Below are 12,847 nucleotides of genomic sequence, written 5' to 3' on the forward strand. Positions count from 1 at the left end.
GCGGCGGGCAGGCCGAGCCAGAGGTCGAGGCCGAGGGGGCCGGACAGTTCGTCGGCTATCCAGCTTCCGATGCCGCGTCCGGTGACCCGGCGCACCAGTTCACCGACGAGCCAGCTGTACGTCTGCGCGTGGTAGCCGTGGCCGGTGCCGGGCTCCCACTCGGGGGCCTGTGCGGCGACGGACGCGGGCCCTTCGGCGAGCTCGTCCATGCGGAGCGGCCGGTCGAGCACGGGCACGCCCGCGCGGTGCGACAGAAGGTGGCGGACGAGGGTGCGCTCCTTGCCGCGCGCCTTGAACTCGGGCCAGTACGTGCCGACCGGGGCGTCCAGGTCGAGGTGGCCGCGCTGGTGCAGGAGCAGCGGTACGGCGGCGGCGACGCCCTTCGTGGCGGACCTGACGATCGTGGCGGTGCCCTGTTCCCAGGGGGCGTCCCCGTCGATGTCCCGGGTGCCGCCCCACAGGTCGACGACCTTCTGGCCGTGCCGGTAGACGGTGACGGCGGCGCCGCGTTCCCCCTGCTCGGCGAAGTTTCTCGCGAAGGCGTCCTTGACGGGCTCGAACCCCGACGCCACTGTGCCCTGGACGTCCACGTCCGTGCCCTTTCTGTCTGCCTGGTGCCAGCACCTATGGTGCAACGTTCATCTATCGGGCGTCATTCCGGGGCGGCCTCTTCCCCTCCCCGCCCCTTCCCGAAGTCCTGCCGGACGGGCCTCCTCAATCGCCGGAGGGGCTCAAATTTGAGCCCCGGTCCGGAAAATCCAGCCCCTCCGGCGTTTGAGGAGCGGGGGTCCGGGGGCGGAGCCCCCAGGGCCGAGCCCCGGGTGACCTGTGCGCAACGACTACGCTGGGACGTCGACCAACCCCCGTCCCAGGAGTGAAATGGCAGTCAACCTCGTCAATGTCGAGGCAGTCAGCAAGGTGTACGGCACCCGTGCCCTGCTCGACGCGGTCTCCCTCGGCGTCTCCGAGGGCGACCGTATCGGCGTCGTCGGGCGTAACGGCGACGGCAAGACCACCCTCATCCGGATGCTCGCCAAGCTGGAGGAGGCCGACACCGGCAGGGTCACGCACAACGGCGGCCTGCGCCTCGGTGTGCTCACCCAGCACGACTCGCTCGACCCCGAGGCCACCATCCGGCACGAGGTCATCGGCGACATGGCCGACCACGAGTGGGCGGGCGTCGCCAAGATCCGTGACGTACTGACCGGACTCTTCGGCGGCCTCGACCTGGCCGGCTTCGAGCACGGCCTGGACACCGTGATCGGTCCGCTCTCCGGTGGCGAGCGGCGCCGTATCGCCCTGGCGCGGCTGCTCATCGCGGAGCAGGACCTGATCGTCCTCGACGAGCCCACCAACCACCTCGACGTCGAGGGCATCGCGTGGCTCGCCGGGCATCTGCGGGAGCGCCGCTCGGCGCTGGTCTGCGTCACCCACGACCGCTGGTTCCTCGACCAGGTCTGCACCCGCATGTGGGATGTGCAGAAGGGCACGGTCTTCGAGTACGAGGGCGGCTACAGCGACTACGTCTTCGCGCGGGCCGAGCGCGAGCGGATCGCGGCCACCGAGGAGACCAAGCGGCAGAACCTGATGCGCAAGGAGCTGGCCTGGCTGCGGCGCGGCGCCCCGGCGCGTACGTCGAAGCCGCGGTACCGCATCGAGGCCGCCAACGAGCTGATCGCCGATGTGCCGCCGCCGCGGGACACCTCCGAGCTGATGAAGTTCGCCAGCGCCCGGCTCGGCAAGACCGTCTTCGACTTGGAGGACGTGACCGTGACCGCCGGTCCGAAGGTGCTGCTCAAGCACCTGACCTGGCAGCTCGGCCCCGGCGACCGGATCGGCCTGGTCGGGGTGAACGGCGCGGGCAAGACCTCGCTGCTCCGCGCCCTCGCGACGGCCGCCCGCAGCCAGGGCGAGGAGCAGCCCGCGGCGGGCAAGGTGGCCGTCGGAAAGACGGTCCGGCTCGCGTATCTCTCCCAGGAGGTCGCGGAGTTGGACCCGACGTGGCGGGTGCTGCAGGCGGTGCAGGCGGTGCGCGACCGGGTCGACCTGGGCAAGGGCCGGGAGATGACGGCGGGCCAGCTGTGCGAGCAGTTCGGCTTCACCAAGGAGAAGCAGTGGACGCCGGTCGGTGACCTGTCGGGTGGTGAGCGCCGCCGGCTGCAGTTGCTGCGCCTGCTGATGGACGAGCCGAATGTCCTCTTCCTCGACGAGCCCACCAACGACCTCGACATCGAGACGCTGACGCAGTTGGAGGACGTGCTCGACGGCTGGCCGGGTTCGATGGTCGTCATCTCGCACGACCGTTTCTTCATCGAGCGCACCACGGACCGGATCTTCGCCCTGCTCGGCGACGGCGCGCTGCGGATGCTGCCGCGCGGGGTCGACGAGTACCTGGAGCGGCGCCACAAGATGGCGGAGGCGGCCGCCCCCGTACCGGCCGCGGCCCCGGCGCAGCAGAGCGCGGCGCCCGCGAAGTCGTCGGCCGACGCACGGGCCGCGAAGAAGGAACTCCAGAAGATCGAGCGCCAGTTGGACAAGCTCTCCCAGAACGAGGCAAAGCTCCACACGCAGATCGCCGACAACGCCACCGACTTCGCGCGCGTGGCGAAGCTCGACGCCGAGCTGCGTGAACTGGTCGCGGAGCGCGAGGAGTTGGAGATGCGGTGGCTTGAACTGGCGGAGGCCACGGGCTGAGCCCAGGCGTGGCGGGGCGCCCGCCGCGCGCGTGGCGCGATAACGACGGCATCACAGGCCGGTCCTCCCTTGGGAACAGGGGGCGACCGGCGCCGCTCTGTATCGGCGGAGAGTGGTAGAAAGAACTCCCGCTCGACAGACACACACTTACGGGAACTATGTCCGATTCGCTCCTTTCCGGGGGGACTTGACCACGGAATGGCGGGGGAGGCCGGTCGGAGATGCGGACCCGTGTGAAGAGGTACACCGCTGATGAGTCAGCCGCCTAGTCAGCCGCCGCAGCCCGCGGGTGGTTCCGGGGCTCCGCAGGAACCTCAGAAGGGGATGCCCGAGGCGCCCGGTCAGCCGCCGCAGGCGCCTCCGGTCCCGCCCGCGCCGCCGGCCGCACCGCCAACTCCCCCCGGCACGCCGCCCGGTACGCCCCCTGGCACTCCTCCCGGTACGCCTCCGCCGCCGCCCGCCCAGCCGGCGTACGGCTACCCGCAGCAGCCCGGTCAGCCCGCCCCGAACCCGTACACCCAGGCGCAGCCCGGCCCTTACGGTCAGCCGGGTCAGCCGGGTGCTCACGGTGTGCCCGGCGCACCCGGTCAGCCGCCGTACGGCTACCCGCCGCAGCCGCCGTACCCCGGTGCGCCAGCGCCCGGTATGCCGCCCGGTCCCGGTGGATCCGGCAGCCCCTTCAAGGGCAAGCCCGCCGTCATCATCGGCGCTGCCCTCGCCGCGGTCCTGGTGATCGGCGGCGGCGTCTGGTTCGCGACCAGCGGCGATGACGAGGAGCCGAAGAAGCCCGTCGCCACCGGTGCCGGTGTCGACGGCAAGAAGCCGACCGACGCGGGCGAGGAGACGGCCGGCAGCCGCGACGGCGGCGAGGACGACCTCAACTCCGGCCGCAAGGACGGCGAGGCGCAGGTCTGGGCGGCCAAGAACGAGCTGGACACCCCGCGCAACGGCGCCGAGCTCATGAACATCTGGACCGTCGGCGACAACGTCATCCAGGCCGCGTACAACGAGGTCACCGCGTTCAAGTCGAGCGACGGCAGCAAGGCGTGGAGCGTCAAGCTGCCGCACGAGGTGTGCGACACCCCGCCGCGCCCCTCCGAGGACGGCATGGTCGTCGTCGCGTACAAGAACAGCGACAACGACGACAAGAGCAAGTGCAACCAGCTCCAGATGATCGACCTGAACACGGGCGACAAGGGCTGGCAGAAGCAGACCAACTCGGGCAGCCAGTTCGACTTCACCGTCACCCTCGACCTGGAGATCGCCGGCGAGAACCTGATGGTGGCCCGCTCCCAGACCGGCAGCGCGTACCGCCTGAAGGACGGCAAGGAGCTCTACACCCTCAAGAAGGACGGGCCGTGCTTCCCCGCCTCGTTCGCGGCCGACGGTGACGCCCTGCTCGGCGTCGACTCCTGCATCTCGTCGCCGGACAAGAACGAGCAGCTCAAGTCGGTCGACCCCAAGACGGGCAAGATCAAGTGGCGTTTCCGTACGCCCAAGGGCTTCGAGGTGCAGAAGGTCTACTCGGTGAAGCCGCTCGTCGTCTCCCTGGTGAACCGGGATGACAAGTCGTGGAACATCGTCACCTTCAAGGACAACGGCAAGGTCCGCTCGCAGCTCGACGGCGGCAAGGACTCCTTCACGCAGCGCTGCGGCATGGCCATCCTGGAGAAGGAACTGCAGAGCTGCCAGGGCATGGTGGCCACCGACGACCTCTTCTTCATGGCCACCGAGGAGAAGAAGTCCGGCGACTACGACCGCAGCAACGAGATCATCGCCTTCGACCTCGACACCGGTAAGCCGAAGTGGCGGGGCAAGACCGACGAGCCGCGCTCGCTGCTCCCGCTGAAGGCCGAGAACGGCAAGCTGATCGCGTACGTCGAGCCGAGCTTCGACAAGGCGGGCCAGATCGTGGAGTTCGGGATGGACGGCGGCAAGCCGAAGCTGCTGCTCCAGCACCCGGAGACCACCACGAGCGAGGAGAACTCCATCTCCGGCTCGGGCCAGACCGCCTACGCGGACGGCCGTTTCTACGCCACCTCCTCGCGGCTCATGGGCCGTGACGGCGAGGAAGAGACCCGCATGCTGTCGTTCGGCAAGTGAGTCGGCCCGCGCCGCACGCACCCTTGGTCCCCACGCTCCGTACCGCAGAGGCAGACAGGTAGAACCGCTATGACACAGCCGCCGCAGCCGCCCCAGCCGCCGAACGAGCCCCCGCAGGGCGGCTTCGGCGCCCCGCAGAACCCGCCGCCCGGCGGTGGCTTCGGCGGACCCCCGCAGGCGCCGGGCACCCCGCCGCCGGCACAGCCCCCGGGCCCGCCGCCCGGCCAGCCGGCGTACGGCTACCCGCAGCCGCCCGGCGCTCCGCAGGGCACCCCGCCGCCCGCTCCGGGCACGCCCCCGCCGGGCCAGCCCGGCGGGTACGGCTACCCGGCTCCCGGCCAGCAGCCGCAGCAGCCGCAGTACGGGTACCCGCAGCCGCAGTACCCGCAGGGGCACGTGACCCAGCCGATGGGCGCGCCCGGCGGCGGCAAGAAGGCCAACCCGCAGCTCATGATCATCGTCGCCGCGGTGGTCGCGGTCGCGCTGATCGTCGGCGGCGGCGTCTGGTTCGCCTCGTCCGGCGACGAGGACCCCAAGAGCGAGGCCAAGTCGTCCTCCGGCGGCACCGAAGGCAAGGGTGGCGAGGGCGGCGGCGGCCCGGCCGGTGGCGGCGGCGACGAGGCGGTGCCGTCCGACACCAACGCGCAGGTGCGCTTCCAGTTGCCCGCGCCGAAGATCGAGGGCGACAGGACGCTGAGCGTCAAGGGCTCCTGGCTCACCGACGACGTGTACGTGAAAAGCGGCGACAGCAAGCTCGTCGGGTACGGCGTCAAGGACGGCAAGGAGCTCTGGACGCTGCCGGTGTCCGGGCCGACCTGCGCCGGTTCGCGGCAGGTCTCGGAGGACGGCCTGGCCGCCGTCGTCTTCGAGGCCGCGGGCAAGAAGGAGTACAACGGCTGCAGTGAGGTCGCCGTCTTCGACACGAAGACCGGCGACAAGGTCTGGCAGAAGAACGTCGCGGACGGCGACGAGAAGGCCGACTTCCAGGAGGTCATCCTCTCCGGTGACACGGTCGCCGCCGGCGGCGGCACCGACGGCGGCGCCGCCTGGGAGCTGAAGTCCGGCAAGCCCCGCTGGGCGCCCAAGTCCGGCGACACCTGCAAGGACGCCGGTTACGCGGGCGGCGAGCAGCTGGTCGCGGTGCGCAAGTGCGGCTCGTACGACAACCCGCGGGTCGAGGTCCAGCTGATCGACCCGGTCTCGGGCACTCCCAAGTGGACGTACAAGCTGCCCAACGGCATCGACAACGCCAAGGTGATGTCGACGAAGCCGGTGGTGTTCGGCGTCGACTCGGGCGGAATCACGTCCTCCGGCGTCACGGACATCTTCGCCATGGACGACGCGGGCAAGCTGCGCAGCAAGGCGGTCCTGAAGGACGGCGACTACCAGCTCGACTGCGATGTCACCCTGGTCCAGGAGTGCACGGCCGTCGCCGTCGGCAACGACCGTGTCTACGTCCCCACCGCCCAGCACCAGGGCGGCAGTTCGTCCGGCATGACCAACGAGATCATCGCCTTCGACCTGGCCACCGGCAAGACCGTGGGCCCGAAGGCCGACGCGGGGGAGCGGTACGAGATGCTGCCGCTGCGGATGGACGGCAACAACATCCTCGCGTACAAGATCCCGCCGTACGACAAGGGTGGTCAGGTCGTCACCATCGACCCGAAGACCATGAAGCAGACGGTGCTTCTGGAGAACCCGGCGCAGGAGGACATCCGCGACGCCGAGACGCAGTTCTCGCTGCCGGACGCGGCCGAAATGCTCTACGGCAAGGGCGGGTTGTACATCTCGGACGAGCTGATGTCGAAGCCGAGCGCGTCCGACACCCGTAAGCGGAACCTCGCGGTGGTGTTCGGCACCCGCTGAGCTCCGCGGGCGTGACCGTACGGCGGGCCGTTTCCTTCGACCGGAAGGAGGCGGCCCGCCGTCGTGTGCGTGCGGGTTCACACCTCGCCCCGATATGGCGGGAATTCCGGTAGGGGGGCGCGCGAGGTCGAACAAGCGTGTAGCTTCCGGGGAACGGTGGGCCGGGGGGGGTCCCGCCGGTGCCGGGACCGTGCGGAATCTGGGGGTGCACATGGGTGTGCGGCTCATGGTGGTCGACGACCACCGCCTGCACGCCGAGGCGCTCGCCTCGGCCTTGAAGCTGCGCGGGCACCGGGTGCTCGCGGCGGCGGCGCCCGCGGCGGGAGCGGCCGACCTGGTGGTGCAACGGGCTCCGGAGGTCTGCCTGTTGGGCACCGCGGCGCCCGCGGAGCCGGGGGTGTTCGACCCGGTGGCGCGGATCAAGCGGGACCGGCCGCAGGTCGCCGTCCTGGTGCTCGGACCGGTGCCGTCACCACGCGGGATCGCCGCGGCCTTCGCCGCGGGCGCCTCCGGTTACGTACGGCATGACGAGCGGATCGAGGGCGTCGAGCGGGCCATCATGAAGGCCAGGGCGGGCGAGGCGGCGGTGGCGCCGGGGCTGCTGCAGGGCGCGTTCGCGGAGCTGCTCAACCCGGTGGCGCAGCCGGACGACGAGGGTCAGCGGCTGCTGCGGCTGCTGACGGCGCGCGAGGTCGAGGTCCTGGTGCGGGTCGCGGACGGCGAGGACACCCGGCTGATCGCGGCCGGGATGGGGATAGCGCCGAGCACGGCCCGTACGCATGTGCAGCGCGTCCTGATGAAGCTGGACGTCGGCTCCCGCCTGGAGGCGGCGGCGCTCGCGGCGCGTACGGGCCTGCTCGACCGGGCAAATTCAGCCCGTCCTGGGGGTACCTCCCAGCGGTAGCTGGGGGAGTTTGAGGACGAGGCCGGAGGCCGATGATGCGGGGTCTGGGGCGGCAGCCCCAGGTTGGTTACGGCGCCTGTTCCTCGTTGCCCGCCGACACAGGCGCATGCCCCGGCCGCAGCCACAGCCAGCCCAGGAAGAACAGCCCGAGCGCCAGCATGGCGAGGCCCGTCCACAGGTTGATGTTGATGTCCTGGGCCTTCCTCAGGTCGGCCTCGGACGCGGTGATCCCGGCGAAGGTGACGATCACGCCATAGACCACGAACAGGCCGCCGATGATGCGCCGGATGTCGAAGAGGCGGGCGGCGGTGGCGGACTTGGCCTCCAACTCGGAGACCTCACGCTGCAGTTCAGACATGTTTCTCAGTGCTCCGAGCGGTCTTTAGAAGGAGTACGGGATGTAGCAGGCGGCGGCGAGCACGATCGCGCCCCAGCCGAGCAGCGCGGGCCTGCGGTACCAGGCCGAGTCACCCTCCGCGGGCGGCTCCGCCATGCCGGGCGACGTGGTGCCGTACACCAGACCGGCGAGCTCCGCCTCCGGCTTGGGCGCGGTGAACAGGGTGACGACGACCATCACCACGGCACCGGCGACGAAGCCGACGATGGCGGAGACGAAGTTCGCGCCCTGGTCGGAGGGGATGTCGATGACGCCCTGCTTGTAGATGACGAAGTAGTTGACCATCGCGGCCGTGGTGCCCGCGAGCAGGCCCCACACACCGGACTTCATGGAGGCCCGCTTCCAGAACATGCCGATGATGAAGACCACGAACATCGGCACGTTGAAGAAGGAGAACAGGGTCTGCAGGTACCCCATGATGTTGCTGAAGCTGGCGGCGAGGAAGGCCGTCCCGATGGAGGCGAGCACACCGATGGCGGTGACGATCCGCCCGAACCCCAAGTAGTACGTGTCCTCACGGTCCTTGACCACGTACTTGGACCAGATGTCCGAGGTGAACACGGTGTTGAAGGCCGAGACGTTGGCCGCCATCCCCGCCATGAACGCGGCGAGCAGGCCGGTCACGGCGATGCCGAGCACACCGTTGGGCAGCAACTCCTGCATGAGCAGGGGTATCGCGTCGTTGTACGTGAGGTCGGATCCCGCGGTGCCGATCTTCGGTACGAGCACCGCGGCGACCAGGCCGGGGATCATCACGATGAAGACGATGAAGATCTTCGGGAACGCGGCGATCAGCGGGGTGCGCTGAGCGGCGGACAGGTTCTTCGCGGACAGGGCGCGCTGCACCTCGGCGAAGTTGGTGGTCCAGTACCCGAAGGAGAGCACGAAGCCGAGGCCGAGCACGATGGTCAGCCAGTTCGCGCCGAGCGGGTTGGCGTCACCGATGCCCGTACCGCCCCACGCGGTGAGGAAGTTGTCGCCGTGCTGCTTGCTGAGTGAGCCGGTCAGCCCGTCCCAGCCGCCGACCCGCTTGAGGCCGAGCAGGGTGAGCGGTATCAGCGCCGCGAGGATCACGAAGAACTGCAGGACCTCGTTGTAGATCGCCGAGGAGAGACCGCCGATCGTGATGTACGCGAGGACGAAGAACCCGGCGACGACGATCGACACCCACTGCGGCCAGCCGAGCAGCGCTTCCACGACGATCGACAGGGCGTAGAGGTTGACGCCCGCGATCAGGATGGACGCGAAGGCGAACAGCACCGAGCTGAGCAGATGTGCGGACTTGTCGAAACGCTGGAGCAGGAACTCCGGCACGCTTCGGACCTTGGAGCCGTAGTAGAACGGCATCATCACGAGGCCGAGGAAGACCATGGCCGGGATGGCGCCGATCCAGTACCAGTGCACGACGGCGACGCCGTACTGCGCGCCGGTCGCGGCCATGCCCAGGATCTCGGTGGCGCCGAGGTTCGCCGCCACGAAGGCGAGGCCCGTGACCCAGGCCGGCAGGGAACGCCCGGAGAGGAAGAAGTCGAGGCTGGTCTTCACGCTGCGCCGGGCGGCGAGTCCGATGCCCAGGACGACGGCGAAGTAGATCGCCAGGATCGCGTAATCCAGCCCGTTGGTGGGGAGCCGTAGCCCGTCGGCCAAGTAGTACATGGGGGGTCTCTCGCTTCTTTGCGCGAACTGATCAGACCGGAACCTACGCCCCCAGCTTCAGAAAATGAACACTTGTGTTGGTGTTCTTTGTTTGATTGTGATCGAGCGGTGCCTTGATCTTGGCCGATCGCGCGTTGACGAGGCTGTTGGCTTGTGCTTTGTTATGTGCGGTTCTGTTTGATAGGTGCGTGTGTACGTGGATGTTGAGTACGTGGATGTGATGGGGAGCCCTACGTGAAGAAGACCTCGACCCGGCTCGCCGACGGTCGTGAGCTCATCTACTACGACTCACGCGACGACACCGTCCGTACCGCGGCCGACCGCCGCCCCCTCGCGCCCGTCGCCACCACATCGGAGATCCGCGAGGACCCGCTGCTCGGCGACTTCGTCGCCATCGCCTCGCACCGGCAGGGCCGCACCTACCACCCCCCGGCCGACGAGTGCCCGCTCTGCCCCTCCGCCGGGGACCGGCTCAGCGAGATCCCCGACACCTCGTACGACGTGGTGGTCTTCGAGAACCGCTTCCCCTCGCTCGCCGGTGACTCCGGCCGCTGCGAGGTGGTCTGCTTCACCTCCGACCACGACGCGTCCTTCGCCGGTCTCACCGAGGAGCAGGCCCGGCTCGTCCTCGACGCCTGGACCGACCGCACCGCCGAGCTGTCCCACCTCGACGCCGTCGCGCAGGTCTTCTGCTTCGAGAACCGCGGCGCCGAGATCGGCGTCACCCTCGGCCACCCGCACGGCCAGATCTACGCCTATCCGGACATCACCCCGCGCACCGACCTGATGCTCCGCAACCTCGCCGCGCACCGCGAGCGCACCGGCCGCAACCTCTTCGACGACGTGCTCGCCCGCGAGTCCCGCTCCGACCGCGTCGTCCTGGAGGCCGAGCACTGGGTGGCGTACGTGCCCTACGCCGCGCACTGGCCGTACGAGGTGCATCTGCACCCGCGGCGCCGGGTGCCCGACCTGCTCGCCCTCGACGAGGCGGCGCGCACCGAGTTCGCACAGGTCTATCTGGAACTCTTGCGACGCTTCGACCGGATCTTCGGCCCCGGTGAACCACCCACGCCGTACATCGCCGCCTGGCACCAGGCGCCGTTCGCGGATCTGGGCGGGTACGGGGTGAGCCGCGACGCGTTCGCGCTCCACCTCGAGCTTTTCACCATTCGCCGCACTTCCGGCAAGCTGAAGTTCCTCGCGGGTTCCGAATCCGGCATGAACGTGTTCATCAACGACGTGCCGCCGGAGACCGCGGCCGAGCGACTGCGAGAGGTAGCGAGTAAATGAGCGGGAAGTACCTGGTCACCGGTGGCGCGGGCTATGTCGGCAGCGTCGTGGCAGCCCATCTCCTGGAGGCGGGCCACGAGGTCACGGTCCTCGACAACCTCTCCACGGGCTTCCGCGAAGGCGTGCCCGCGGGCGCCGAGTTCATCGAGGGCGACATCCGCGATGCCGCCAAGTGGCTGGACTCCTCCTACGACGCGGTGCTGCACTTCGCCGCGTACTCGCAGGTCGGCGAGTCCGTCGCCAAGCCCGAGAAGTACTGGGACAACAACGTCGGCGGCACCATGGCGCTGATCGCCGCGATGCGCGAAGCGGGCGTCCGCAAGCTGGTGTTCTCCTCCACGGCCGCCACGTACGGCGAGCCCACCGAGGTCCCGATCGTCGAGTCCGCGCCGACCGCGCCGACCAACCCGTACGGCGCCTCCAAGCTCGCCGTCGACCACATGATCAGCGGCGAGTGCGCCGCGCACGGCCTGGCCGCGGTCTCGCTGCGCTACTTCAACGTGGCCGGGGCGTACGGCGCGCAGGGTGAACGGCACGACCCCGAGTCGCACCTCATCCCGCTGGTCCTCCAGGTCGCCCAGGGTCGCCGCGAGGCCATCTCCGTCTACGGCGACGACTACCCGACGCCGGACGGCACCTGCGTACGCGACTACATCCATGTCGCCGACCTCGCCGAGGCCCACCTGCTCGCGCTCACCGCCGCGACCTCCGGCGAGCACCTGATCTGCAACCTCGGCAACGGCAACGGCTTCTCCGTGCGCGAGGTCGTCGAGACCGTCCGCGAGGTCACCGGTCACCCGATCCCCGAGGTCATGGCCCCGCGCCGGGCCGGCGACCCGGCCGTCCTGGTCGCCTCCGCCGACACCGCGCGCGCGAAGCTCGGCTGGAACCCGTCCCGCGCGGACCTCGCGGGCATCGTCGCCGACGCCTGGGCGTTCGCGCAGCGCGCTCCGGGGGCGGGCGAGTGACCACGGCCGAGGCCTTCGAGGCGCTCTACGGTCCCGCCCCCGAAGGGGTCTGGGCCGCCCCCGGACGCGTCAACCTGATCGGTGAACACACCGACTACAACGACGGGTTCGTGATGCCCTTCGCGCTGCCGCACACCGCGCGCGCCGCGGTCCGCCGCCGCGACGACGGCATCCTGCGCCTGCACTCGGCGGACATGCCGGGTAGGCCTGCCGAGTTCCGCCTCGACGAACTGGCCCCCGGCGCGGCCCCCTCCGCCTGGACCGACTACGTCGCGGGCGTCGCCTGGGCGCTGCGCGACGCCGGGCACCCGGTGGGCGGCGCCGACCTGCACATCGAGTCGACGGTGCCGACCGGCGCGGGCCTGTCCTCCTCGGCGGCCCTGGAGGTCGTCACCGCCCTCGCCCTGAACGACCTGTACGAACTCGGCCTGCAGCGCTGGCAGTTGGCCCGCCTCTGCCAGCGTGCCGAGAACGTGTACGTGGGGGCGCCCACCGGCATCATGGACCAGACCGCGTCGGCCTGCTGCACGGACGGCCACGCCCTGTTCCTCGACACCCGCGACCTCGCCCAGCGGCAGATCCCCCTCGACCTCGCCGCCCACGGCCTGCGACTCCTCGTCATCGACACCCAGGTCAAGCACGCCCACAGCGACGGCGAGTACGGCAAGCGCCGCGCGGGCTGCGAGGCGGGCGCGGCCGCTCTCGGCGTGACGGCACTGCGAGACATCACGTACGAGGAGCTGGGCGCCGAGCTGTACCGCCTCGACGACCCCGAGGTGCGCCGCCTGGTCCGGCACATCGTCACCGAGAACCGCCGGGTGGAGCGCGTCATCGACCTGCTCTCGGCCGGTGACGTACGCGCCGTCGGCCCGATCCTCACCGAGGGCCACGCCTCGCTGCGGGACGACTTCCGCATCTCCTGCCCGGAGTTGGACCTGGCGGTCGACACGGCGCTCGGCGCGGGGGCGC

At 70.1% G+C, this 12,847-nt stretch carries 10 protein-coding genes; 7 read left to right on the forward strand and 3 right to left on the reverse strand.

The features are described 5' to 3' along the window. A partial coding sequence (locus tag GUY60_RS23975) for a serine hydrolase domain-containing protein (protein ID WP_161701201.1) occupies window positions 1-590 on the reverse strand: 590 nt, incomplete at its 3' end. Between the two features lie 289 nt (window positions 591-879). On the opposite strand from GUY60_RS23975, the gene GUY60_RS23980 reads away from it, so the two are divergent. The 4 genes from GUY60_RS23980 (at window position 880) to GUY60_RS23995 (ending at window position 7,567) form a co-directional block, all read left to right on the forward strand. Further along, window positions 880-2,694 carry an ABC-F family ATP-binding cassette domain-containing protein gene (locus GUY60_RS23980; protein ID WP_161701203.1) on the forward strand — a complete coding sequence of 605 codons (1,815 nt, stop codon included), beginning with the start codon at window positions 880-882 and terminating at the stop codon, window positions 2,692-2,694. Window positions 2,695-3,264: 570 nt separating this feature from the next. Further along, entirely contained in the window at window positions 3,265-4,797 is a 1,533-nt protein-coding gene (locus tag GUY60_RS23985) for an outer membrane protein assembly factor BamB family protein (RefSeq protein ID WP_312866405.1), read from the forward strand. A gap of 69 nt (window positions 4,798-4,866) precedes the next feature. Beyond that, on the forward strand, window positions 4,867-6,663 hold the full coding sequence (locus GUY60_RS23990) for an outer membrane protein assembly factor BamB family protein (RefSeq protein ID WP_161701207.1): 1,797 nt from the start codon (window positions 4,867-4,869) through the stop codon (window positions 6,661-6,663). Between the two features lie 211 nt (window positions 6,664-6,874). Beyond that, window positions 6,875-7,567 (forward strand): response regulator transcription factor, encoded by a 693-nt coding sequence (locus GUY60_RS23995; protein ID WP_161701217.1) that lies wholly within the window; start codon window positions 6,875-6,877, stop codon window positions 7,565-7,567. A gap of 67 nt (window positions 7,568-7,634) precedes the next feature. Here the strand turns inward: GUY60_RS23995 and GUY60_RS24000 are convergent, their stop codons facing one another. Continuing rightward, window positions 7,635-7,925, reverse strand: a complete 291-nt coding sequence (locus GUY60_RS24000; protein ID WP_161701209.1) for a hypothetical protein — start codon at window positions 7,923-7,925, stop codon at window positions 7,635-7,637. A gap of 24 nt (window positions 7,926-7,949) precedes the next feature. Next, entirely contained in the window at window positions 7,950-9,620 is a 1,671-nt protein-coding gene (locus GUY60_RS24005) for a sodium:solute symporter family protein (protein ID WP_161701211.1), read from the reverse strand. Window positions 9,621-9,854: 234 nt separating this feature from the next. Between GUY60_RS24005 and galT the strand changes: the two genes are divergently transcribed. The 3 genes from galT to galK form a co-directional block, all read left to right on the forward strand. Beyond that, window positions 9,855-10,910 (forward strand): galactose-1-phosphate uridylyltransferase, encoded by a 1,056-nt coding sequence (gene galT / locus GUY60_RS24010; protein WP_161701213.1) that lies wholly within the window; start codon window positions 9,855-9,857, stop codon window positions 10,908-10,910. Beyond that, window positions 10,907-11,878 (forward strand): UDP-glucose 4-epimerase GalE, encoded by a 972-nt coding sequence (gene galE, locus GUY60_RS24015; RefSeq protein ID WP_161701215.1) that lies wholly within the window; start codon window positions 10,907-10,909, stop codon window positions 11,876-11,878. Before galT ends, galE begins: the two co-directional genes overlap by 4 nt. Then, the coding region (gene galK, locus GUY60_RS24020; RefSeq protein ID WP_187370112.1) for a galactokinase at window positions 11,875-12,847 on the forward strand (973 nt) is incomplete at its 3' end. The genes galE and galK, both read left to right, overlap by 4 nt.

This window comes from Streptomyces boluensis (assembly GCF_009908195.1).
In the GTDB taxonomy this organism is placed as follows: domain Bacteria; phylum Actinomycetota; class Actinomycetes; order Streptomycetales; family Streptomycetaceae; genus Streptomyces; species Streptomyces boluensis.

What these genes read in the sequence shown, in the direction of transcription:
- GUY60_RS23980 (WP_161701203.1), top strand. Translation starts at nt 880, where the DNA reads ATGGCAGTCAACCTCGTCAATGTCGAGGCAGTCAGCAAGGTGTACGGC.
- GUY60_RS23990 (WP_161701207.1), top strand. Translation starts at nt 4,867, where the DNA reads ATGACACAGCCGCCGCAGCCGCCCCAGCCGCCGAACGAGCCCCCGCAG.
- GUY60_RS23995 (WP_161701217.1), top strand. Translation starts at nt 6,875, where the DNA reads ATGGGTGTGCGGCTCATGGTGGTCGACGACCACCGCCTGCACGCCGAG.
- GUY60_RS24000 (WP_161701209.1), bottom strand. Translation starts at nt 7,925, where the DNA reads ATGTCTGAACTGCAGCGTGAGGTCTCCGAGTTGGAGGCCAAGTCCGCC.
- GUY60_RS24005 (WP_161701211.1), bottom strand. Translation starts at nt 9,620, where the DNA reads ATGTACTACTTGGCCGACGGGCTACGGCTCCCCACCAACGGGCTGGAT.
- galE (WP_161701215.1), top strand. Translation starts at nt 10,907, where the DNA reads ATGAGCGGGAAGTACCTGGTCACCGGTGGCGCGGGCTATGTCGGCAGC.